This window comes from Deinococcus sp. QL22, assembly GCF_023370075.1.
Taxonomy (GTDB): domain Bacteria; phylum Deinococcota; class Deinococci; order Deinococcales; family Deinococcaceae; genus Deinococcus.
On record NZ_CP097149.1, the window covers coordinates 2,923,357 to 2,943,920 of the forward strand.

At 60.6% G+C, this 20,564-nt stretch carries 22 protein-coding genes and 1 pseudogene; 15 read left to right on the forward strand and 8 right to left on the reverse strand.

Annotated features, from left to right (window positions below; genetic code table 11):
- The first annotated feature begins 197 nt into the window (after nucleotides 1-197).
- Nucleotides 198-1,352, forward strand: coding sequence for an N-acetyl-alpha-D-glucosaminyl L-malate synthase BshA (bshA, locus tag M1R55_RS14555; protein WP_249394228.1), 1,155 nt, complete (start codon nucleotides 198-200; stop codon nucleotides 1,350-1,352).
- Nucleotides 1,353-1,451: 99 nt separating this feature from the next.
- On the opposite strand, the gene M1R55_RS14560 is transcribed toward bshA, so the two are convergent.
- Genes M1R55_RS14560 through M1R55_RS14570 form a run of 3 tightly spaced genes read right to left on the reverse strand, consistent with a single transcriptional unit; the run spans nucleotide 1,452 to nucleotide 2,640 of the window.
- Complete coding sequence (locus M1R55_RS14560; RefSeq protein WP_249391324.1) at nucleotides 1,452-1,886, reverse strand: hypothetical protein; 435 nt, start codon at nucleotides 1,884-1,886, stop codon at nucleotides 1,452-1,454.
- Nucleotides 1,883-2,353, reverse strand: a complete 471-nt coding sequence (locus M1R55_RS14565) for a hypothetical protein (protein WP_249392450.1) — start codon at nucleotides 2,351-2,353, stop codon at nucleotides 1,883-1,885. Before M1R55_RS14565 ends, M1R55_RS14560 begins: the two co-directional genes overlap by 4 nt.
- Complete coding sequence (locus tag M1R55_RS14570; RefSeq protein WP_249391321.1) at nucleotides 2,335-2,640, reverse strand: hypothetical protein; 306 nt, start codon at nucleotides 2,638-2,640, stop codon at nucleotides 2,335-2,337. The genes M1R55_RS14565 and M1R55_RS14570 overlap by 19 nt, the downstream gene beginning before the upstream one ends.
- Nucleotides 2,641-2,720: 80 nt before the next feature.
- Here M1R55_RS14570 and M1R55_RS14575 point away from each other — a divergent pair, with 80 nt between their 5' ends.
- The 5 genes from M1R55_RS14575 (at nucleotide 2,721) to tpiA (ending at nucleotide 6,636) form a co-directional block, all read left to right on the forward strand.
- Entirely contained in the window at nucleotides 2,721-3,062 is a 342-nt protein-coding gene (locus M1R55_RS14575; RefSeq protein WP_249392451.1) for a hypothetical protein, read from the forward strand.
- A 151-nt stretch (nucleotides 3,063-3,213) separates the two neighbouring features.
- Nucleotides 3,214-4,206 (forward strand): type I glyceraldehyde-3-phosphate dehydrogenase, encoded by a 993-nt coding sequence (gap, locus tag M1R55_RS14580; RefSeq protein WP_064014643.1) that lies wholly within the window; start codon nucleotides 3,214-3,216, stop codon nucleotides 4,204-4,206.
- 212 nt (nucleotides 4,207-4,418) lie between these two features.
- On the forward strand, nucleotides 4,419-5,588 hold the full coding sequence (pgk, locus tag M1R55_RS14585) for a phosphoglycerate kinase (protein ID WP_249392452.1): 1,170 nt from the start codon (nucleotides 4,419-4,421) through the stop codon (nucleotides 5,586-5,588).
- A gap of 17 nt (nucleotides 5,589-5,605) precedes the next feature.
- Nucleotides 5,606-5,905 (forward strand): NIPSNAP family protein, encoded by a 300-nt coding sequence (locus M1R55_RS14590; protein WP_249392453.1) that lies wholly within the window; start codon nucleotides 5,606-5,608, stop codon nucleotides 5,903-5,905.
- Nucleotides 5,902-6,636, forward strand: coding sequence for a triose-phosphate isomerase (gene tpiA, locus M1R55_RS14595; protein ID WP_249392454.1), 735 nt, complete (start codon nucleotides 5,902-5,904; stop codon nucleotides 6,634-6,636). The genes M1R55_RS14590 and tpiA overlap by 4 nt, the downstream gene beginning before the upstream one ends.
- A gap of 101 nt (nucleotides 6,637-6,737) precedes the next feature.
- Here tpiA and M1R55_RS14600 read toward each other — a convergent pair whose 3' ends face one another.
- Nucleotides 6,738-7,256 carry a DUF1697 domain-containing protein gene (locus M1R55_RS14600; RefSeq protein ID WP_249392455.1) on the reverse strand — a complete coding sequence of 173 codons (519 nt, stop codon included), beginning with the start codon at nucleotides 7,254-7,256 and terminating at the stop codon, nucleotides 6,738-6,740.
- Between the two features lie 36 nt (nucleotides 7,257-7,292).
- Between M1R55_RS14600 and asnS the strand changes: the two genes are divergently transcribed.
- The 4 genes from asnS (at nucleotide 7,293) to M1R55_RS14620 (ending at nucleotide 11,040) form a co-directional block, all read left to right on the forward strand.
- A complete protein-coding gene (asnS, locus tag M1R55_RS14605) occupies nucleotides 7,293-8,648 on the forward strand; it encodes an asparagine--tRNA ligase (RefSeq protein ID WP_249392456.1) in 1,356 nt (451 codons plus the stop codon).
- A 175-nt stretch (nucleotides 8,649-8,823) separates the two neighbouring features.
- A complete protein-coding gene (locus tag M1R55_RS14610) occupies nucleotides 8,824-9,708 on the forward strand; it encodes a PhzF family phenazine biosynthesis isomerase (protein ID WP_249392457.1) in 885 nt (294 codons plus the stop codon).
- Between the two features lie 119 nt (nucleotides 9,709-9,827).
- Complete coding sequence (locus M1R55_RS14615) at nucleotides 9,828-10,622, forward strand: Cof-type HAD-IIB family hydrolase (RefSeq protein WP_249392458.1); 795 nt, start codon at nucleotides 9,828-9,830, stop codon at nucleotides 10,620-10,622.
- A gap of 52 nt (nucleotides 10,623-10,674) precedes the next feature.
- On the forward strand, nucleotides 10,675-11,040 hold the full coding sequence (locus tag M1R55_RS14620; RefSeq protein WP_249392459.1) for a DUF1622 domain-containing protein: 366 nt from the start codon (nucleotides 10,675-10,677) through the stop codon (nucleotides 11,038-11,040).
- A gap of 99 nt (nucleotides 11,041-11,139) precedes the next feature.
- Here the strand turns inward: M1R55_RS14620 and recQ are convergent, their stop codons facing one another.
- The 4 genes and pseudogenes from recQ to M1R55_RS14640 all read right to left on the reverse strand — a co-directional run bounded on the left by recQ (nucleotide 11,140) and on the right by M1R55_RS14640 (nucleotide 15,684).
- Nucleotides 11,140-13,305 (reverse strand): DNA helicase RecQ, encoded by a 2,166-nt coding sequence (gene recQ / locus M1R55_RS14625; RefSeq protein ID WP_249392460.1) that lies wholly within the window; start codon nucleotides 13,303-13,305, stop codon nucleotides 11,140-11,142.
- Between the two features lie 397 nt (nucleotides 13,306-13,702).
- Nucleotides 13,703-14,209 carry a hypothetical protein gene (locus M1R55_RS14630; protein WP_249392461.1) on the reverse strand — a complete coding sequence of 169 codons (507 nt, stop codon included), beginning with the start codon at nucleotides 14,207-14,209 and terminating at the stop codon, nucleotides 13,703-13,705.
- 76 nt (nucleotides 14,210-14,285) lie between these two features.
- A pseudogene (locus tag M1R55_RS14635) lies at nucleotides 14,286-15,083 on the reverse strand (IS5 family transposase).
- Nucleotides 15,084-15,294: 211 nt separating this feature from the next.
- Nucleotides 15,295-15,684 (reverse strand): S1 RNA-binding domain-containing protein, encoded by a 390-nt coding sequence (locus M1R55_RS14640; RefSeq protein WP_019008756.1) that lies wholly within the window; start codon nucleotides 15,682-15,684, stop codon nucleotides 15,295-15,297.
- A 120-nt stretch (nucleotides 15,685-15,804) separates the two neighbouring features.
- On the opposite strand from M1R55_RS14640, the gene M1R55_RS14645 reads away from it, so the two are divergent.
- The 5 genes from M1R55_RS14645 to infB all read left to right on the forward strand — a co-directional run bounded on the left by M1R55_RS14645 (nucleotide 15,805) and on the right by infB (nucleotide 20,559).
- A complete protein-coding gene (locus M1R55_RS14645) occupies nucleotides 15,805-16,437 on the forward strand; it encodes a septum site-determining protein MinC (RefSeq protein ID WP_249392462.1) in 633 nt (210 codons plus the stop codon).
- A 163-nt stretch (nucleotides 16,438-16,600) separates the two neighbouring features.
- On the forward strand, nucleotides 16,601-17,140 hold the full coding sequence (gene rimP, locus M1R55_RS14650) for a ribosome maturation factor RimP (RefSeq protein ID WP_249392463.1): 540 nt from the start codon (nucleotides 16,601-16,603) through the stop codon (nucleotides 17,138-17,140).
- 36 nt (nucleotides 17,141-17,176) lie between these two features.
- Complete coding sequence (gene nusA / locus M1R55_RS14655) at nucleotides 17,177-18,361, forward strand: transcription termination factor NusA (protein ID WP_064014632.1); 1,185 nt, start codon at nucleotides 17,177-17,179, stop codon at nucleotides 18,359-18,361.
- Between the two features lie 3 nt (nucleotides 18,362-18,364).
- Entirely contained in the window at nucleotides 18,365-18,646 is a 282-nt protein-coding gene (locus M1R55_RS14660) for a YlxR family protein (protein WP_249392464.1), read from the forward strand.
- 38 nt (nucleotides 18,647-18,684) lie between these two features.
- Nucleotides 18,685-20,559 carry a translation initiation factor IF-2 gene (gene infB, locus M1R55_RS14665; protein WP_249392465.1) on the forward strand — a complete coding sequence of 625 codons (1,875 nt, stop codon included), beginning with the start codon at nucleotides 18,685-18,687 and terminating at the stop codon, nucleotides 20,557-20,559.
- Nucleotides 20,560-20,564: the final 5 nt, after the last annotated feature.

Consider the following 20,564-nt stretch of genomic DNA (forward strand, 5'->3'; position numbering starts at 1 on the left):
CAATAATGACAATGTGAGATCATGAAGTGGGGGTGGGGGGTGCGGCAGTGCCAGCAATGGTATTTACCCCGCCCCAACCTGTTCCTTCAGAAACTCGAAACCTGAATAGGCTGTGCTTGACACGCTTGTGACGTGAAGGGAGTCCTATACTCCGCAGCCATGACCCACTTTCTCTTATTTTTTTCTGATTGTTCCGTGTGCAGGAGCCGCCGTTGAAGGTGGCCGTGTTATGCCATGCCAGCGCGGGCGGCTCGGGCGTGGTCGCCACCGAACTGGGGCTGATGGTGGCGCAGGCGGGCCACGAGGTGCATTTCGTGGGATCGGCGCAACCGTTCCGGCTGTCAGGACACGGCGGCGTACAGGGGCCGTTTTTTCATCAGGTCAGCGGCTTCGCCTACGCCCTGTTCGATCAGCCTTACCCGGAATTGGCGGCGGCCAACACCCTGACCGAAGTCATTTTGGAAAAGGGCGTGGAACTGACGCACGCGCACTACGCCATTCCGCACGCGACGGCGGCCATCCATGCACGCGGCATTACGGGCAAAACGCGGGTGATGACCACGCTGCACGGCACCGACGTCACGCTGGTGGGCGCGGAACCCGCTTTCCGGCACACCACGCGGCACGCCATAGAACGCAGTGACCATGTGACGGCGGTGTCTCAGTTTTTGGCCGACCAGACGCGGGAACTGTTCGGCATAGACCGCGAAATAGAGGTTATTCATAACTTTGTGGACGCGGGGCGGTTCGTGCGGATTACCGACCCCACCGTCCGCGCCCGCTTTGCCCATCCCGACGAGGCCTTGCTGGTGCATGTCAGCAACTTCCGGCCCGTGAAGCGTGCAGAGGACGTGATCGAGATTTTTGCGCGGGTGGCCTCCGAGATTCCGGCCCGCCTGCTGATGATCGGAGACGGCCCGGAGCGGCCCCGCGCGTTTGAGTTGGCGAAGACGTTGGGCGTTATCGGGCGCACGCATTTCCTCGGCTCGTTCCCCGATGTTCAGACGGTGCTGGGCATCAGCGACCTGTTTTTGCTGCCCAGCAGCAATGAAAGCTTCGGGCTGGCTGCGCTGGAAGCTATGAGCTGCGAGGTTCCGGTGGTGGCGACCCGCGCCGGGGGCATTCCGGAAGTGGTGGAAGAAGGCGTGACCGGATTTCTGGCCGAGGTCGGCGACGTGGACGCGATGGCCGACGCCGCGCTGCGGGTGCTGCGTGACCGTGAATTGTATCAGCGCATGGGCGCAGCGGCCCGCAACGCGGCCACCACGAAATTTCATCCTAGCCAGATCGTGCCGCGTTACCTGGACGCCTACGCCCGCACGGTGGCCGGCGGCGTAGTGGTTTCGTCGTAAGCAGTTCTTCAGGCACTGTTAGTATCTGACCATGTTACCAACACCGAACAAGCGTTTTTGGAGCTGGCTGAGCTTAGGCTGCTGACGGCCTGACACAATTTATGAGGGAGAGCGAAATCTGAGCACCCAGCCGCCTTCTAAAGCGTCCACAGAACTGACATGCGATTTCTTGCGACGTCCGGGAGGCGCCGGATCGGCGCCTCCTTGGAGCGTCAGGCGGTTGAGTACTGCCTGCCCCCGGCTCAGCGCGAAGTGGACGCCGCGTAAACCAAGTTTCAAATAGCTCAGGGCGCGGTTCCAATGGGGATCAATGGTTCTGCGCACACCCTGCTGCACGAGCTGGAGTCCTTCGGAGACGAGCAGGAGCGTGGCCACAGAGATCACCAGGATCAGGCGTTCGAGGCTGGCGGCATCACGCAGTTTGGAGTCCTCCAGACCGAAGAGGCCACTCTTATCATCCAAGAATCCTTCCTCTATTTGGAAGCGCTCGCCGTACTCAGCAAACGTTGCACGACTGGTGGGTTCATCGCTCACCACCTGCCACTGCTCTGGGCCGTCCGTGGACGGCCCAGAGCCATGCACCGGCCCAAATCGGTGTCCGGTGATCGTGACGTTGTGGAAGCAGCGCGTTTCGCGCTGCGAGTTTGATTTCCGATGGTGCAGACCCGTTGCCCGTCTGGAGCGGCCAGAATCAGGCTCGATTTGATGCGGATGCGGAAGTGCCATCCGCAGACGCGGAGCCAGCCCATCAAGGCCGTGTCGCAAAAACCCCGATCCGCCAGGAGTCGAACATCGTGCAGCCCAAGAAAATCCAGCAGGCCTTTGACCTCGGCGAGGACAGGCAGGAGTTGTTCGGTGCCGACCTGAGCACTGGCATGCTCTAGGACGCGGGAGACGAGCGGTACCGCGCGTCCCCGGTAGAGGACGGCCACCCGGATCAGACAGAAGCGTCCGAACAGGATGCTGGTGTCCAGCGCCAGCGTCAGGAATGCGGGCCCCAATCCCGCAAGGCTCGGGTAATCAGGGGGCCATACACACTGCCAGGGGCGATGGCTGGATTCTCCAGCCACCGTCGGCAGCGACGTTCGGTGCTCTGGGCGACCGTGGCCTGGGAGTGGATGTGCGGCAGCCAGGAGGGAATGGAAACGCTCTGGGACAGCACCAAGCCGCTGACCATCCAGGCCAGCGTACGGGCGTTGCGGACGTCGTTCCACAGGGCGGGGTGGAGGTGGGGCAGGATCGCTTGGTACAGTCGGGGGGCGTCCCCGGTGGCATTTTCGGTCTTCACAAACAGAAAGTGTCCCCTACCGGGGACGCTTTCTCATAAATTGTGTCAGGCCATCAGGCTTAGGCTGTAGCGGCGCGATTTTGGCCCTCGTCATGGTCAAATTCATAACGAACGGTGAGGAATTTCTGTTGTGGATTTTGCTGATCGCCCTGACTGGCTTCGGAGCCGCTGCCAATGTTTTGCTGTCGGAATTGTCCAAGAGGTCAAAGCTGCTCGTCAGCAACTGGGCAGCACGGGTAATGATCGGAGTCGCCGTTCTCATGATCATTAGCAAGCTTTATTTCTCTGTGTTTAACCACATCAGCCTTGATGTAAATAGTGTCTGGCCGTTTATCAACCTTGCAGTAGGAATCTATAGCTTTCACGCCACCAATACGCTGCTGGCCGAACATGAGCGGACAACCACCAACAGCCAAGCTTGAACTCAGTCTAAAGATCGCTTGGTGTCCAGAAGACACGAAGCCACCGCGTACCGGGTAGAGTAGACTCGCTCACGCGTGGTCAGCATGATGGACTTCTGGCCCGGACTCTGGTTGCACTCGACATTTCTCAGTAGAACTTTAAGGAGGCAGTATGAAGGTAGGCATCAACGGGTTTGGCCGCATTGGCCGTCTGGTCTTCCGCAATCTGGTAGAACGCGGCGTAGAAGTCGTCGCCATTAACGACCTCACCGATAACAAAACGCTGGCCACCCTCCTGAAGTACGACTCCACCGCCGGACGCTTTAACGGCACCGTGGAGTATGACGACACCAGCCTGACCGTGAATGGCAAGAAGATTCAAGGACTGGCCGAGCGCGACCCCGCCGCAATTCCATGGGGCGAATTGGGCGCAGACATCGTGATCGAGTCCACCGGCATCTTTACAGACCGGGCCGGAGCCAGCAAACACATTCAGGGCGGCGCAAAGAAAGTCATCATCACCGCGCCTGCCAAGAACGAAGACATTTCTATCGTGCTGGGCGTGAACGAGCAGGATTACGACCCCGCCAACCACCACATCATCTCCAACGCCAGTTGCACCACCAACAGCCTCGGCGCGCCCATGAAGCTGCTTGATGAAGCGTTCGGCATCGAGAAGGCCATCATGACCACCGTTCACAGCTACACCAACGATCAGCGCATCCTGGATTTGCCTCACAGCGATCTGCGCCGCGCCCGTGCGGCTGCGGTGAACATCATTCCTACCAGCACCGGGGCCGCCAAGGCCGTGTCGCAGGTCTACCCAGCGCTGAAGGGCAAGTTCGACGGCACCTCTCTGCGCGTGCCTACGCCCGTCGGCTCCATCAGCGACGTGGTGGTCATCGTGGGCCGTGAAGTCACGGTAGCCGAAGTGAACGACGTGTTCCGCAAGGCCGCCGAGGGCAGCCACAAGGGCATCATCTCGTACACCGAAGACCCCATCGTGCTTCAGGACATCGTGGGCGACCCCCACAGCGCCATCATCGACGGCGGCCTGACCATGACCATGGGCAACCTCATCAAGTTCTTCTCGTGGTACGACAACGAGTGGGGTTACTCCAACCGCATCGCGGACTTGGTCCAACTCGTTCAGGAAAAAGGCTAAACGAGCCTTGAAGGATGGGCTATGGGCCTTGAGCAGAAACGCTCTAGCCCGTGGCCCTTTTTTCATGTCATAACGATTGAAAGCCGGATGTATTGAAGGGTCATTCGGTTTCAGCCGAAAGGGCCAGAAACGGGCTTGGTGATCTGATACGGACTTTCGGCTGCGGGCTGCAAGTCATCACAGAAAGCTCAACCCAACTTAAAGGAGCAACTATGCAAACACTCGATTCACTCAGCGTTTCAGGCAAGCGCGTCTTGGTACGCGTCGATTACAACGTTCCCCTCAAAGACGGCGTGGTGCAAGACGACACCCGGATCACCTCCAGCCTGCCCACTATTCAGGCGTTGCTGGATGGCGGCGCAAGCGTGGTGCTGATGAGCCATTTGGGGCGTCCCAAGGGCGGGCCAGAAGCCAAATACAGCCTGAAGCCGGTGGCCGAGGCGCTGGAAAAGGTGTTGAAGCGCGACGTGCGTTTTATCGGCAGCCTGCCCAGCAGCGACGAAACCCTGAACGACGTGCAGGAGATGCAGCCCGGCGACGTGGCCCTGCTGGAAAACGTGCGCTTTGAGGTAGGCGAGGAGAAGAACGACGCGGCCCTGTCTGAAAAGTTGGCCCGCCTGGGCGACGCCTTCGTGCTGGACGCCTTCGGGAGTGCCCACCGCGCCCACAGCAGCGTGAGCGGCGTGGCGGCGCACCTGCCGCACGCGGGCGGAACCCTGCTGGCCGCCGAAGTCGTGGCCCTCAGCAAGCTGCTGCACGAGCCGGAGCGCCCGTATGTGGTCATCATCGGCGGCGCGAAAGTGTCCGATAAACTGCTGGTCATCGAAAACCTGTTGCCCGTGGTAGATCGCATGCTGATCGGCGGCGGCATGGCCTACACCTTCGTCAAGGCGCAGGGCGGCAAGATCGGCAAGAGCATTCACGAGGACGACTTTTTGGAGAAGGCGCGTGAATTGCTGGGCAAATACGGCGACAAGATCGTGTTGCCCACCGATACGCTCGCGGGCGACAGCTTTAGCGCGGAGGCCAACACCCGCGTTGTCCCCACCGCTGATATTCCCGACGACTGGGAAGGCATGGACATCGGCCCGGACAGCCAGAAGGCGTTTACCGAGGCCTTGCAGGGAGCCAAAACCGTGTTCTGGAACGGCCCGATGGGTGTGTTCGAGTTCGCGGCCTTTGCCAGCGGCACCAACGCCATTGCCAAAGCCGTGGCCGATCTGGGGCCAGATACCTACAGCGTGATCGGCGGCGGCGACAGCGTGAGCGCCATCAACAAGAGTGGGCAGGCTGACCGCGTGAGCCACATCAGCACGGGCGGCGGCGCAAGCCTGGAACTGCTGGAAGGCAAGGCGCTGCCGGGCGTGGAGGCGATGAAATAACGCCCGTTACTTGTTTGTTGAGGTACGAACTCAAGGCTGGGCGCGAAGCTGATTTTGAGGTCTACGGGCGCAAATGGATCACGCTTGTAGGCAGGTTCGGTGGCCAGCATCACGGATATTTCATGCCGTCCGAGGGCGCGAGCGACGTGGCCTACGCGCTGTTGACCTTTCCGAGCTTGGCGGCATATGAAACGTACCGGATAGCGTCGGCTGCCGACCCGGTCTGTCAAGCCCTCTTCAAAGAATTGCCCGAATTGATGCACCGCTATGACCGCACTTTTTTAAGACCCGTCTTTGACGGAATGGAGCCCCAATGAAAAACCTGCTCGCGCTGAACTGGAAGATGAACAAAACGCCCTCGGAAGCCCACGCTTGGGCCGAGGAACTGAAGACCAAGCTGGCGCTGGGGGACGCCGAACTGGCGATCATGGCCCCGGCCATCAACCTGCAAGCCCTGTCGTGGTTTCTGAAAGATTCCGGCGTCGCCATCGGCGGTCAGGATGTCTCGGCCCACGAATCGGGCGCGTATACGGGCGAGATCAGCGCGGCCATGCTGAAGGATGTGGGCGCGAAATACGCCGTGGTGGGCCACAGCGAGCGGCGCGAATATCACGGCGAAACCGACGCAGTGGTGGCGGCCAAAGCGGCTCAGGCTCAGGCGGGCGGCCTGACACCGATTGTGTGCGTGGGTGAAGGGCTGGACGTGCGCGAACGCGGCGAGCAAGTGCCTTACACGCTTGCCCAGTTGCGCGGCAGCCTGGCAGGTGTAGGCACCGATGTGGTGGTTGCCTATGAACCCGTTTGGGCCATTGGCACAGGCAAAACTGCCACCGCCGAGGACGCCGAGGAATTGGCCGCCGCCATTCGTGCGGAGTTGCGAACCCTCTACGGCGAGGCTGCCGACAGCATCCGTATTCTGTACGGCGGCAGCGTGAAGCCCGACAATATTGCGTCCATTTGCGCCAAGCCGAATGTGAACGGCGCATTGGTGGGCGGCGCAAGCCTGAAAGTGGCCGATGTCGTCGGCATGAATGACGCTCTGAAGTAAGGAAGATTGAGTCTCTGCCCCGCTGCGGTTTGGCGGGGTTCTAGATTAGTTTTCAAGTGAAAGTATTCACGATAAATCTGAGTCGTGAAAAGTCTGTTCCCTCAGCCGATGAGAGCCTTCAACGTTTCCACCGTTTGCCAGTTGCGCACCGTTGCAGACACATGGAGGCGCCGCTCCAGCAACGCATGGGTCAGCCGCGCCGCCTGAGTTCCGTTGGGGTAATGCAGATGGAGGTCTCTCCCACTGAGCGTCCAGAGATCGGGGGCGAAATCTTGAGATTGGAGGGCCAGCACGCGCTCTGGCTGGGGTGGATCAGACAGGAAGGCTACATGGGTTTGCTTGCCCGCCAGGTAAGGACTTGACATGGCTTGCCATTCGGCAGCAGTGCGGAGGGTCAGAACGATGGGGAAGCCGAATTCCGTTTCCAGAGCAATGAAAATGACGGGCAGCAATTCCGCCTCTCCCCTGTCGCTGCTGAAGACAGCGTTGCCACTTTGGATATAGGTTTGCACGTCGCTCAGGCCTAAATCGGTCAACACGCGGCGTAAGTCGACCATAGGCACGCGGCGGTGACCGCCCACGTTGACACCGCGGAGAAGCAACACGAATCGGCCAACCATAGAAGAAGTCTAGCCCGCCCGCCTATACTTCCGGCCATGCCTTTAGAGTTCTCTGCAACCACCACTATTCGTGACCTAAAACTACACATCGGCGAGACCGTGACGCTTGGCGCGTGGCTGACCGACAAGAGCGGCAAGGGCAAGATTCAGTTTCTGAAACTGCGCGACGGCACGGGCTTCGTGCAGGGCACAGTGTTTAAAGGCGACGTGACCGAGGACGTGTTCGAGGCGGCCAAGCGGCTGACGCAGGAGCAGGCCGCGTGGATCACGGGCGAAGTGCGGGCCGACGAACGTGCTCCGGGCGGCGTGGAACTCAGCGTGCGCGAGGTGACGCCCATTGGCGAGAACCACGCGGAATATCCGATTACGCCCAAGGAACATGGGATCGAGTTTTTGATGGACAACCGCCATCTGTGGCTGCGGCACCGTCGCCCGTGGGCCGTACTGCGGGTGCGAGATTGCGTGCAGCGGGCCATTACCACGTTTTTTCATGGCGAGGGATTCGTGCGCTTCGACGCGCCGTTTTTTACCCCCAATGCCGCCGAAGACACCACCGAACTGTTTGAAATTGACCTGTTTGGCGAGGACAAGGCCTACCTGAGTCAGACTGGGCAACTGCACGCCGAAGCGGGCGCGATGGCGTTTGGCAAGGTCTATACCTTCGGCCCGACCTTCCGAGCTGAAAAGAGCAAAACGCGCCGCCACCTGCTGGAATTCTGGATGATTGAGCCGGAAGTGGCCCCCAGCAACCACGAGCAGAATATGGCCCTGCAGGAACGGATGATCAGCTTTATTGTGCGGCAGGTACTGGCGGAATGTACAACGGAATTGGAGTTGCTGGGCCGTGATGTAAGCCGCTTGCAGGGCGCAGCGGAAGGCAACTATCCGCGTGTGACCTATACCAAGGCACTGGAAATCATTCGCACCCGAATTGAGGCAGGCGACTTGCCGGACAACGTGCAGGCCGATGTACAGCCCGTGGAATGGGGCGACGATCTGGGTGCCCCGCACGAAACGATTGTGGGTAGTTCCTTTGACCGTCCGGTGATGATCGAAAAGTATCCGGCGGCGATCAAGGCGTTCTATATGCAGCCTGACCCCGCAGACCCCCGTTTGGCCCTCTGCGACGACATGATCGCCCCCGACGGCTACGGCGAGATTATTGGCGGCAGCGAACGCATCCATGATTACGAGTTGTTGAAGAGCCGAATTGAAGCGCAGGGGTTGCCGCTGGAGGCTTTTGAGTGGTACCTGGATCTGCGGCGGGTGGGCAGCGTGCCACACGCGGGCTACGGCATGGGCCTGGAGCGTGTGATCGCTTGGATTACCGGAATCGACCATATTCGTGAGGCGATCCCGTTTCCACGGATGCTGACGCGGATGCGTCCTTGAAATAGGGATTGAAGACTGACGGTGTGCCTCCAAGTCAACTATTGGAGGCACACTTGGCATAGGCTGTACAACCTCATCTAGTTATTCCACAGGCAGCAGAGATTTTCCGTCTCCCACGCTCTCTCCAGTTTCTGGGTGGCGCACGCGTGACCCACGAATACGCTAGATTCCGGACATGATCGCGTACAGCGAAGTCAGTGCATTCACAGATACGCCGGGGTTCGGCAATCGGGCGGGCGTGGTGCTGGACGCTTCCGGCCTCTCGGAGCGGGAAATGCAGGCGTTGGCTGCCTTCTTGGACGCGCCTGAAACGGTGTTTGTGACGCGCATGGGGAGCGGCGCGGTGCGGGTTCGGTATTTTACACCCACGCAGGAAGTGGATTTTTGCGGCCATGCCAGTGTGGCGCTGGGACTGATGCTGGCCCAGAGCGGCCACTGGGACGGACAGGACTTGGTGTTGGAAACGCTGGTGGGCCGGATTCCACTGCAATTGGTGTGTGACGCAGGTGTGCCTTCGCGGGTATGGATGCGGCAGCGCTTGCCCGAAGTGCGGGCCGTGCCACGCAGTCTGTACGCCGATTTGGCCGAAGCGTTGGGCATAGATGTGCGCATGATTCACAAGGGCTTGCCGCTGGCCGCGAGCAGCACAGGCCTCTGGAGTGTGTTCGTACCGCTGCTGGACAGCGTAATTCTGGACGGCCTGGAGCCTGATTTGGCCCAGATTCGGATGTTGTCGGAGGCGCTGGACGTGGTGAGTGTGTACGCCTACACACCGATGGGGGTTAACCGGTTTGCGGCGCGGGACTTTGCCCCAGCGGTGGGCATTCCCGAAGACCCGGTGACGGGTAGCGCGGCGGGCGCGTTGATGGCGCTTCTGGCCGCAGAAGGCAAGTTGCCGGTGCGCCATGACCGGGCCTGCGGCGTGGTGTTTCAGGGCCACGCGCTGGGCACACCCGGAGAGGTGGAAGTGGAGGTGGAAGTGCGCGGACAGACCGTGACCGCCGTGCATGTGGGCGGCTGCGCCGTGCTGGATAGAGAAGGGATTTGGAAGCGGGAGTAGACCCCACCGATCAGACGGGGTACGCAGTGCGGCTGGAGGGGTGGGGTCCTCGTGGACGCCGCAACCCTGCTAGATTTCTGACCCAGCACCTTCTCAAAACGTCCTAGACTGCACGCCATATGCTCGGTTTGATCTGTGTGGATGTAGATGGAACGCTGGTGGGAACTGGCAACCTGATTCGGGATGATGTGTGGGCGGCGCTGGCCGGAGCGCGGGCGCAGGGAGTCCGTATTGCGCTGTGCAGTGGGCGGCCCGCTGTGGGGAACGCTCTGGCCTATGCCCAGCGCATGGACGCCGACGGGTGGCACATTTTTCAGAACGGAGCGAGCATCGTGAATGCTGCAGACGGCGAAAGCATGAGCGAACCCATGCCTGACAAACCCCTGGAAGACCTGATCGCCCATGCCCGCCAGACGGGGCGGCTGCTGGAGGTCTACACCGACACCGAATGGGCAGTCACGCAGCCCGGCGACTATGCCGAGCGGCACGCGGCCTTGCTGGGAGTGACGTATGCCCCGCGTGCACCCGAAACGTTGGTGGGCACACGGGTTCGGGCGCAGTGGGTGGTGCCCAGAGCGCAGGAGGCAGAAGTGGTGGGCGAGCCTCATGACGGACTGGATCTGCACCCTTCGGGGAGTCCGGTGATGCCCGACGTGATGTTTATTTCGGCCACCCGCGCAGGCGTCAGCAAAGGCAGCGCCATTCGCCGGATCGCGGCGGGCTACGGCCTGACCCTAGACCGCGTGATGATGGTCGGAGACGGAGAAAACGACGTATCGGCCCTGCGTGTGGTGGGACATCCGGTGGCGATGGGCAACGCCGACCCCCCAGCACGTGAGGCCGCCCGCTACCACGTGGGGCACGTGGACGACGGCGGATTGGCAGAAGCCGTGCGGCTGGCTCTGACGTTGTAGAGCTTCAAAGGTCGCCTGATCACGCGCCCGCTTGGGCCGCTATAACAAACAGATGGAAGACATGGTGAAGGTCTGGACAGGATATGTGGCGACGGGTGTAGAAGCCGCCGCCGCCCTGATCATTACGATTGCGGCCCTGATCGCTACCTGGCGGGCTTTACAGGCTTTCCTCGCCCGCCCCGCCGCGCCTGACCTTGCCAAAGAAAAAATTCGCCTAGATTTGGCCCGCTGGCTCGCGGTAGCGCTGGAATTTACGTTGGCCGCCGACATTCTTAGGACGGCCATTGCGCCCACCTGGGACGAAATCGGCAAGCTGGCGGCGATTGCTATTCTCCGAACGCTGCTGAACTACTTTTTGCAGCGTGAGATAGACACCCATACGGCGCGGCAGCGAAAAACGCCGGGGGAAGGCATCTAATCTGAACCTTGATACTGGAACTACTAGTCTTCTAAGTTATTCCAATGTAAAGACTCCGATCCAGGCCTGCCTATGATGTTCAGTGCCAATCCCAAAGAATCAATCTGGCGTCATGCCACGAACCACTTCCACAATTCGTTCGCCGTAGGCCTGAATGCGCTTCTCCCCCAGGCCAGCGATGCCGTGCAGATCGGCCATACTGCGAGGTTGGCGCTGGGCCAGGGCTTCTAGCGTGGCATTCGGAAAAATCAGGAACGCGCTGTGCCCCGATTCGCGGCTGAGGCTGGTGCGGAGTTCGCGCAGGGCATTGGTGATGGTGGTGGGCGTGACAGCGGAAGCAGCAGGGGTCTCTGGTGCAGCCTTCAGAACACTCAAGACGGCCAAGTTCGAGGACATGCCGCGCACCGCCTCGGCCTGCTGGCGGGTGAGAGCTGGTGCCGGGCCACCAGTTGGAGAACCGCTTCCAAGGTCACGAATGACGGCCAGCACGTCGTCTCCGTAAGCGTCCAGCTTGCGGCCACCCACACCGGTCACGCTGCCCAGGGCCGCCAGACTGCTAGGGCGCATCTGCGCGATGGCGGTCAGGGTAGCATCATGGAAGATGACGTATGGCGGCACGCTCTGTTCCCGGGCTTTGTCGAGTCGCCAGGCCCGCAGCGCATCGAACACAGGTTGATCGGCAGGACTGAGGCTGGCCGATCGGTTGGGGCGGCGTTCGGCACGGCTGACGGTGCGCGGCCGCAACACGTCTTCGCGGAGGCTGAGGGTGGTTTCACCTTTGAGAAGTGGGCGAGCTTTGGCCGTGGCGATCAGGCTGCCGTGCCCATTGGCATCAGTATTCAGGTAGCCCAGGCTGACCAACTGCCGCAGCACATTGCGCCAGGTTTTTTCGCTGTGATCCGTGCCCACGCCGTAGGTTGGCAGGAGGTGGTGGCCCATGCCGCGTACTTTTTCGGTGTCGCGGCCCAGGAGCACATCGGTCAGGTGCGCCGCACCGAAGCGGTTTCCGGTCCGAATGGCGGCAGACAGAGCCATCTGCGCCTCACGGGTAGCGTCACGGGTGCGCGGCGGCGTCAGGCAGATGTCGCAGTTGCCGCAGGGTTCGGCCATGCTTTCACCAAAGTATTCCAGCAACATCTGGCGGCGGCAGGTGGCCGTTTCGCAGTAAGTCAGCAGGGCGTCCAACTTGGCGGCTTCCACACGGCGCACCTCGTCGGGCGCGGCACTTTGGGCCAGCATCCGGCGCACGTTGACCACATCGGCCAGGCCGTACACCATCCACGCCGTGCTGGGCAGGCTGTCGCGGCCCGCACGCCCGGTTTCCTGGTAGTAGCCCTCCATGCTTTTGGGAAGGTCTAAATGGGCGACGAAGCGCACGTTGGGCTTATCTATCCCCATGCCGAAAGCCACCGTTGCCACCACAATCAGGCCTTCTTCGTTCAGAAAGCGGTTCTGGGCGTACTCACGCTCACGGGGAGCGAGGCCCGCGTGGTAGGGCACGGCGTCTATGCCCTGCGCCACCAGCCATTTGGCGGTTTCTTCTACCGATTTGCGGCTCATGCAGTACACGATGCCCGCGTCTCCGGCGTGTTCGGCACGAATAAAATCCAGCAGTTGCGACTTCGGACTTTCTTTACCCGCCACCCGGTACTGAATGTTGGGCCGGTCGAAGGAACTGACAAACGCAGGCGCGCCGGTCAGGCCCAACACCTGCACGATGTCGGCGCGGGTGCGGTCATCGGCAGTAGCGGTCAGGGCGAGGCGCGGAATGGTGGGGAAGCGGCCCGGCAATACCGACAACTGCTGGTATTCGGGCCGGAAATCGTGCCCCCACTGAGACACGCAGTGTGCTTCGTCTACTGCAAACAGGGCGATCTGCACACGCTCCAGCAGTTCGAGGGTGTGCGGCAACAGCAGGCGCTCCGGCGCGGCATACAGCAGATCGAGTTCCCCCGCCATCAGCGCCGATTCCACATCACGGACTTCGCTGAGGCTGAGGCTGGAGTTCAGGAACGCGGCCCGCACGCCAAGTTGCCGCAGCGTATCCACTTGGTCTTTCATCAGCGCGATCAGGGGCGACACGATAATGCCCACACCGGGCCGCAGCAGGGCGGGCAACTGGTAGCACAGGCTTTTGCCGCCACCGGTAGGCATCAGCACCAGCGCGTTTCCGCCGTCCAGTACGGTCTGCACGATGCCTTCTTGCACCCCCCGGAAAGCATCGTAACCCCAGACGGATTTCAGGACTTCCAAGGCAGTTGTCATCGTCACTGGCGGTGTTCCCAGTCCTGACGACCGAGCAACGAGAGTGAACTTGGCCGAGCGGCGCGGAGAATGGAGGCCTTACCGGTGCAGTTCCTGTGAGGCTGTAATTCGGAGAACCGCTGAGGGCAACGCGGGTGAAGAGTAGGAGCAGGGGCGGCAATCATCGGGACTAGCATAGCGCGTTCTGCCCTGAACGTAATGAAAGAGGGTGGGGCTTGGGTTGCGTGGGAAGGGCGTCTAAGGGTCGAGGGGCCAAGTAGGGCAATCGCCTTCCACATTCACCTCGCCTTCGAGGCAGAGAAGTCAAAAGCCTCAGCCTCACGCGGGACTAGGGTCTGTAGGCCAAGGGGCAGGGATACGCCTCCGTCTTTGGGTTGCGTTTGGATCATCAGCTGTGTCAGCTGTCAAACCAGAACACCATTCGCAAATCGTGGGGATCGTCCACGAACGCTTGAAGCTGCGTCAAACCTTCGGTCACAAACCTCGTGTCTGCAACTGCATCACGGTAGGTCACCATCTCCGGCCGAGCCTCTCGTGCGTCTTGATCAGCAATGGGCTCCAAGCGCACGAGAGGCGGATCCCAATCAAACGTCAACAGCTCGTGCAGGGAAAGCCACGATGGACTGTGCACCTCTGGATAGTGCTGTGCTGCCCGCCAAGCATCGCGAACTTCATCACTCACGTCGTCTGGGATCCCACGGCACGGGGAGATCGGGCGCACATTCATTCGGTTCCGCACACCACCCAGGATCGCAAAGAGATCGTAATCGCGACCGATAAACAGCGGCAAGCGCCAGTAGGCTTCTTCCTGTTCCGGAGTGGCCGTGTCCCAGTCCAGATCTGGGAGCACCTGAATTCTTTTCCAGCCGTCGTCTTTTCGAACCTCAAAATGCTCGTAGATCACAACCCATGGCGTTGACGATGACAGACTTCGGCCGAATTTTTCAGGCTACTGAAGGTGCAGTCAAGCTCTCCACATCTCAGAGCCACAAGAGGATCGCCGCCACTTGGAGCCATGCTTGATAACTCCGGGCCCGTTTGTCATAACGAGTCGCGATCCTGCGAAAGTGTTTGAAGCGGTTGACCAGGCGCTCCACTTTGTTCCGCTCTTTGTAGACAGCAGGATCGAAGCACAGATCAGAACCCTGGTCTTTACGCCTGGGAATCGTGACTCGAATGCCACGGCTGTGCAGATACTTCCGAACAGTGGTGTAGCTGTAGCCTTGATCGCCCACGATGCGATCAGGACGAATCCGCGGGCGGCCCCGTCCGGCGCGTACCACAGCACCTTCTCCAGCAGAGGTTGTAGGTATTTGGATTCATGCCGTTCTCCACCACTCAGGACGAACGCCATGGGCTTTCCGTGCCCTTCTGCACGTAGATGGATCTTGGTGCTGAAGCCACCCCGGGATCTTCCCAGAGCTTCTTCGGCTTGGCCTCCACGTGCGCCTGCAGCACATGGATGCTCGAACTACAGTGCCATCGACAAAATGCATTGACCAGTCAAGCTGACCTTTCCGGTCAGCCTGGCGTTGCAATTCGGCCCAGACCTGCTGCCAAAGGCCTTTGGCAGTCCAGCGACGGAACCGACTGGCGATCGTGGTCCATTTGCCGAAGCGCTCTGGGACGTCGCGCCACGGCGCACCTGTTCTGAGGACCCAGAGGATGCCACTGACGATGGGTCGATGCTCTAAATAAGGACGTCCCAGACCGAAGCGGGCTGGGAGGAGGGGTTCCAGACGTTGCCACTGTTCATCCGTGATTTCTTCGCGCCACAGCACGAAAAGATACGCTCATTCCCTCAAATTTCAACCCTTGGCCTACAGACCCTAGCCGAACTGCGGAGGAGGGCCGCCCACCGAAGCACCCGCCCCAACACCTTAGACCCTTGACCTTTAAACCCTTCAACCTGACCCTACACACCAAAAGAAAGAAGGACAACGCTAGGCTGCCCTTCTTCTGATCTGAGAATTTTTGCGCGGCTAAGTGTTATTTCTTGCGCTTGGTGGAGGTCGAGGACGGCTTCTTGCCACCGCCTGCGGTGGTGCGCTCTTTAGCATCACGCATAAAGGAACGTAACTTGGCTTCGAACTGAGGACTCTGACGGCCAATGGCACGGGGCCGGGGCACTTCTTCAGGTTCTTCCAGCAGTTCTTTGATAGACAAATCGAGGCGGCCCCGGTCGTCGCGGCCCAGAACTTTAACCTCTACGTTCTCGCCCTCGCGGACGTGATCGTGGATGTTCCGGACGAATGAGTGGGCGATCTGCGAGATGTGCACAAGACCAGTTTCACCGTTCTCGAACTGGATAAACGCACCGAAATCGGTGACGCGTGTGACGCGGCCTTCTGCGACCGCGCCAGAATCAAGCTGCACCAAGGTTGGACTCCTGAAAGGGCATGAGAAGCATCTTACACCAAATGGGTGAAGACCGCATTCCGATTTGGCACATCTGACCAATTGAGCGCCACGGGGCAAACTGACGCTACAGTGAGGATCATGAAGTTGCGTGGCACGCTGGGTGGATTGAACCTCTTATTGGAACCGGGCGACACCGGGACAGACGTGGCCGAGGCTTTGGCCGTCCGGGCGGAATTGCTGGCGACCAGCGTGACCATTGAAGTAGACGGTGATGCCGACCCAGAGGCGCTGGTAGCGGCGCTCTCGGCCATCCGGGCAGCAGGCGGAATGCCGGGGCGGGTGCGTGCGCCGCGTGTGACTGTGCCTGGGCCGAATGGTGCGGGGCCGAATCCCGCCACACCCACAGACTTTGGCCCCGCACAGGCCCGCACCGAAGTCGTGCCGCACAACCTGCGGGCCGGGTTCCGGGGCGAATACCGGGGCAGCGTGGTGATTCTGGGCGACGTGAATCCAGGTGTAGAAATCGTGGCGGGCGGGGACGTGATCGTGATGGGCGCTTTGCGGGGCGTGGTGCATGCCGGATTCGGCGGCCACGAGGGAGCCATCGTGTGGGGGCGGCCGATTGCCAGCCCACAGATCCGGATTGGGAACGCGGTGGCCCGCGCCCCGGAAGGCAGTTCACTGAGCAACATGCGGCGCATGGAGGGGCATGAGGGCGCGGAACTGGCCCGCCTGCAAGACGGCGTGATCGTGATAGACGCGCAAAAATAACGAGAACACAGCGGCCTGCACGCGCTTTGTAACGCCTTTCTGCGAGCTGCGGCCTCTATCCTGTATACTGGCCTTCAGAATTCCTCGATTGAGGGGTGGGTGATTTGCCCACCTTTTTTCGTGGAGGGGGTGGTTTTCAGGCCGCAACACTGGCCGACACAATATGAATAACAACGCAGCCGACAACACCAGTGACCACTTAGCCGACAATCCATACGATCAGCCCTTAGCACCCGCAAGTGCGGGTCAGAAGGAAGCCAATCACAAGTTGCAGGCCATCGCACAGGCAGCGGTGGATCATCTGGGCTTAGAGGTCTTGGAAGTCCAGATGCAGAACATGGGCGGGCAACCCATCGTGCTGGTCAGGATTGACCGCTTAGACGAGCAGCCCGTGACCATGTCTGATCTGACGAAGGCGAGCCGCGCCGCCGAAGCGGAGTTTGACCGCCTTGACCCGATTGCCAGCGAATACCGCTTGGAATTCGAGTCGCCGGGGGCCAAACGACCCTTGATTACGGCCCGACACTTCGAACGCATGTTGGGCCTGAAAGCCCGTGTGCGCGGCGAAGGACAGGCGTTTACTGCGCCGATCAAGAGTGTGGACGGCGATCAGGTGACGTTCGAGGTGTCCGGAGAAGACGTGACCCTCAAGGTGGGCACTTTTCAGGGCAACCTCGCCGAGTTCCCGGATCGTCACCGATGAGCCACCCTCCATTCAAGTTCAATAAGGAAGCGTGATATGACCCAACCGGAATTTAACTTTGCGGACGCGCTGCGTGAAGTGGCGCAGGCCCGCAACATCAACGAAATGCAGTTGATCGAAGCCTTCGAGCAGTCTTTGGCACAGGCCTACACGCGCAATGTGGAACCCGACAAGCGCATCGAGGTTCACCTTGATCCGGGCAGCGGCGAGCTGGAAGTGCTGGTGGTGCGCGAGGTCGTGGAAAAGGCCGAAGACGAGCACATGCAGATCAGCCTCGCCGACGCGCTGGAACTCGATCCGGGCGTTGAAATCGGCATGGAAATGGAATTCCCAGTAGACCGGGAGAAGTTTTCTCGCATCGCGTTGCAGGCCGCCAAGCAGACGTTGACGCAGAAAATGCGTGAAACCGAGCGCAACGTGGTCTTCAACGAATACAAAGACCGCGAAGGGCAGGTGCTGACCGCGCAGGTGGTTCGCAGTGACAACAAGGGCAACTGGTTCGTGGAACTGGGCGCTGGCGAGGCAATTTTGCCCCCCCGCGAGCAGATTCCCGGCGAGAAACTGACGCCCGGCACCCGCGTCAAAATTTACCTGAAAGAAGTGCGGAAAACGCCCAAAGGCCCGACCATTCTGGCGAGCCGTGCCGACGAGCGCCTGCTGGACTACCTGCTGAAGCAGGAAATTCCCGAAGTCGCCAACGGCATTGTGGAAGTAAAGGCCATCAGCCGCGAGGCAGGGCAGCGTTCCAAGGTCGCCGTGTTCAGCCACAACGCCAACGTTGACCCCATCGGCGCATGCATCGGGCACCGGGGCAACCGCATTCAGGCGGTCACTGGCGAACTGGGCCGCGAGCGTGTAGACGTGATTTTGTGGGACGCCAACACCCGCGACTTCATCCGCAACGCGCTGTCTCCGGCCAAAGTGGGCCTGATCGAAGTGCATCAGGATCGCCGCGAATCCACCGTGACCGTCACGCCCGATCAGTTGTCTCTGGCCATCGGCAAGGGCGGACAGAACGTGCGTCTGGCGGCCAAGTTAACCGGATTCAAAATCGACCTACGCGAAACGGCGGCCATCAGTGACCTTGACGCAGCCATGCAGCAGGCCCTGCAAGACGAGCAGGACGGCGTCAGCAGCGGCAACGCGCAGTCGGCCTTCGACGCGCTGTTTAAGGACAGCAAGTCGGTGGCGACGGCCAGCCCGGAAGACATCGGAGAATAAGCCTTGCCAGACGCCCTGCCCACCACCGACACCCTGCCGAGGCATACGCCTGAGCGCAGTTGTGTCGCGTGCCGCCGCAAACGCCCGCAAGTAGAGTTTGTGCGCGTGACCCGGCAAGACGGTGTATGGGCAGTGCAGGTCGGCAAACGCAGCGGGCGCGGCGCGTATGTGTGCAGCGACTCGCCTGCATGCTGGCAAGACAAAAAATTGCGGAGGGCGTTTGGCACTCAGGCGGTGCAGGTGGCCGCACAGCTTGCAGCACGCCAGAATCCCCCCCAGTCTTGACCCCATCTCATTTAGTACCAACCTCACCGGAGGTGAGCATGTCGAAAGTTCGAATTTATACCCTCGCCAAAGACCTTGGCGTAGAAAATCAACGGATGCTGGAAATTCTCGACGGACTCGGCGTTTCCTATAAGAGCGTCAGCAGCACCATTGAGGAAGAAACCGTAGACCTGATCAAGCAGATTTTGGCCGAAGAAGGCACGGAGAGTATGGCAACCGCACCGGAAGCAGTGACGGCGGAAGTCACCGTTGCAGCCACTCCAAGCGCGTCGACACTCGCAGTTTCGGCAGCGGAAGCCCCCGCCAAAGCAGGCAGCGACGATGTTGCGCCTGTAGCCGCCGCAACTCCTGAGCCCGCTGCCGCCGCGTCCGCACCTGCTGAAGCGTCTGCCACCCCTATTGCTACCGAAATCCCCCACCGCGCTCCCGTCGTGACCATCATGGGACACGTCGATCACGGCAAAACCAGTCTGCTGGACTACATCCGCAAGACCAAGGTGGCGGCCAAGGAAGCGGGCGGCATCACGCAGCATGTGGGCGCGTTTGAGGCCCAGACCAGCAAGGGCCGCATCGTGTTTATCGATACGCCCGGCCACGAAGCCTTTACCACCATCCGCGCACGCGGGGCCAACGTCGCTGACATCGCCATCATCGTGATTGCCGCCGACGACAGCCTGATGCCCCAGACCCGCGAGGCGATTGCCCACGCGCAGGCCGCCAAAGTGCCGATGATCATCGCCATCAACAAGGTAGATTTGCCTCAGGCCGATCCTGACCGCGTAAAAACGGACTTGACCCAGTTGAACCTCGTGCCCGAAGAGTACGGCGGCGACCTCGTGGTTGTCCCCGTGAGCGCCAAGACGGGCGTCGGCGTGGAAGAACTGCTGGAATACATCAGCCTGACGGCGGAACTTGAAGACCTGCGGGCCGATCCCAACGCTGCTTTCGGCGGCGTGGTCATCGAAGGCCGCGTAGACCGTCAGCAGGGCGTGCTAACCACCGTGATGGTGCAGGAAGGCACGCTGCACGTGGGCGACTTCTTGGTGGTAGGCGAGAACTACGGCAAGATCAAGGCCATGAACGACAGCAACGGCGCACGCATCAAGGAAGCTGGCCCCAGCACCCCGGTGCAGATTCTGGGCTTCAGCGACGTGCCCAACAGCGGTGAAAAGGTGGCGAGCGCCAAGAACGAGCATGCCGCCCGTGAAGTGGTCGCCAGTCGCCAGTCGGATCGCCGCGACGTGGAAAACGCCCGTGTGCAGCGCCGCAAGACCCTAGAGGAAATGATGGGGCCACTGAGCGAAGACCGCACCGTGAACCTGATCGTGCGGGCCGATTCGCAGGGCAGCGTGGAAGCCATTCAGGGCATTTTGGCCCGCCGTGAAACCGACACCGTGAAGCTGAACGTGATGCTGGCCGGAATCGGCGCACCCACTGAAGGCGACGTGCTGCTCGCCAGTACCGCCGAAGCCACGATCCTGTGCTTCAGCGTGACCGCCCCCGCGGGTGTCAAGAAAATTGCCGACAACAAAGGCATCGACCTCAAGAGCTACAAGATCATTTACGAGATGATCGATGAGGTAGACCGCCTGATCAAGGGCAACCTTGAACCCGTGTTCGAGGAGAAATACCTGGGCCGCGCCGAAGTCCGGATGGTCATTCGTCACCCCAAGAACGGCAACATCGCCGGGTCTTACATTACCGACGGCAGCTTTAAGCGCAACGCCAAAGCCAAAGTTACGCGCGGCAAAGAAACCGTGTACGAGGGCACTATCGTGGGCCTGAAACGCTTCAAGGACGATGTGCGCGAGGTCAAGAACGGCTTCGAGTGCGGAGTGAACCTGGACTGGGAAGGCGTGATGGAAGGCGACATCATCGAAGCCAGCGAAATGGTGGAAGTCATTCCGGCGTAAGCCAG

Coding starts and splice junctions, on each gene's coding strand:
- tpiA (WP_249392454.1), top strand. CDS start 5,902: ATGAAAAACCTGCTCGCGCTGAACTGGAAGATGAACAAAACGCCCTCG.
- M1R55_RS14620 (WP_249392459.1), top strand. CDS start 10,675: ATGGAAGACATGGTGAAGGTCTGGACAGGATATGTGGCGACGGGTGTA.
- recQ (WP_249392460.1), bottom strand. CDS start 13,305: ATGACAACTGCCTTGGAAGTCCTGAAATCCGTCTGGGGTTACGATGCT.
- M1R55_RS14645 (WP_249392462.1), top strand. CDS start 15,805: ATGAAGTTGCGTGGCACGCTGGGTGGATTGAACCTCTTATTGGAACCG.
- nusA (WP_064014632.1), top strand. CDS start 17,177: ATGACCCAACCGGAATTTAACTTTGCGGACGCGCTGCGTGAAGTGGCG.
- rimP (WP_249392463.1), top strand. CDS start 16,601: ATGAATAACAACGCAGCCGACAACACCAGTGACCACTTAGCCGACAAT.
- M1R55_RS14610 (WP_249392457.1), top strand. CDS start 8,824: ATGATCGCGTACAGCGAAGTCAGTGCATTCACAGATACGCCGGGGTTC.
- pgk (WP_249392452.1), top strand. CDS start 4,419: ATGCAAACACTCGATTCACTCAGCGTTTCAGGCAAGCGCGTCTTGGTA.
- M1R55_RS14615 (WP_249392458.1), top strand. CDS start 9,828: ATGCTCGGTTTGATCTGTGTGGATGTAGATGGAACGCTGGTGGGAACT.
- infB (WP_249392465.1), top strand. CDS start 18,685: ATGTCGAAAGTTCGAATTTATACCCTCGCCAAAGACCTTGGCGTAGAA.
- gap (WP_064014643.1), top strand. CDS start 3,214: ATGAAGGTAGGCATCAACGGGTTTGGCCGCATTGGCCGTCTGGTCTTC.
- asnS (WP_249392456.1), top strand. CDS start 7,293: ATGCCTTTAGAGTTCTCTGCAACCACCACTATTCGTGACCTAAAACTA.
- M1R55_RS14600 (WP_249392455.1), bottom strand. CDS start 7,256: ATGGTTGGCCGATTCGTGTTGCTTCTCCGCGGTGTCAACGTGGGCGGT.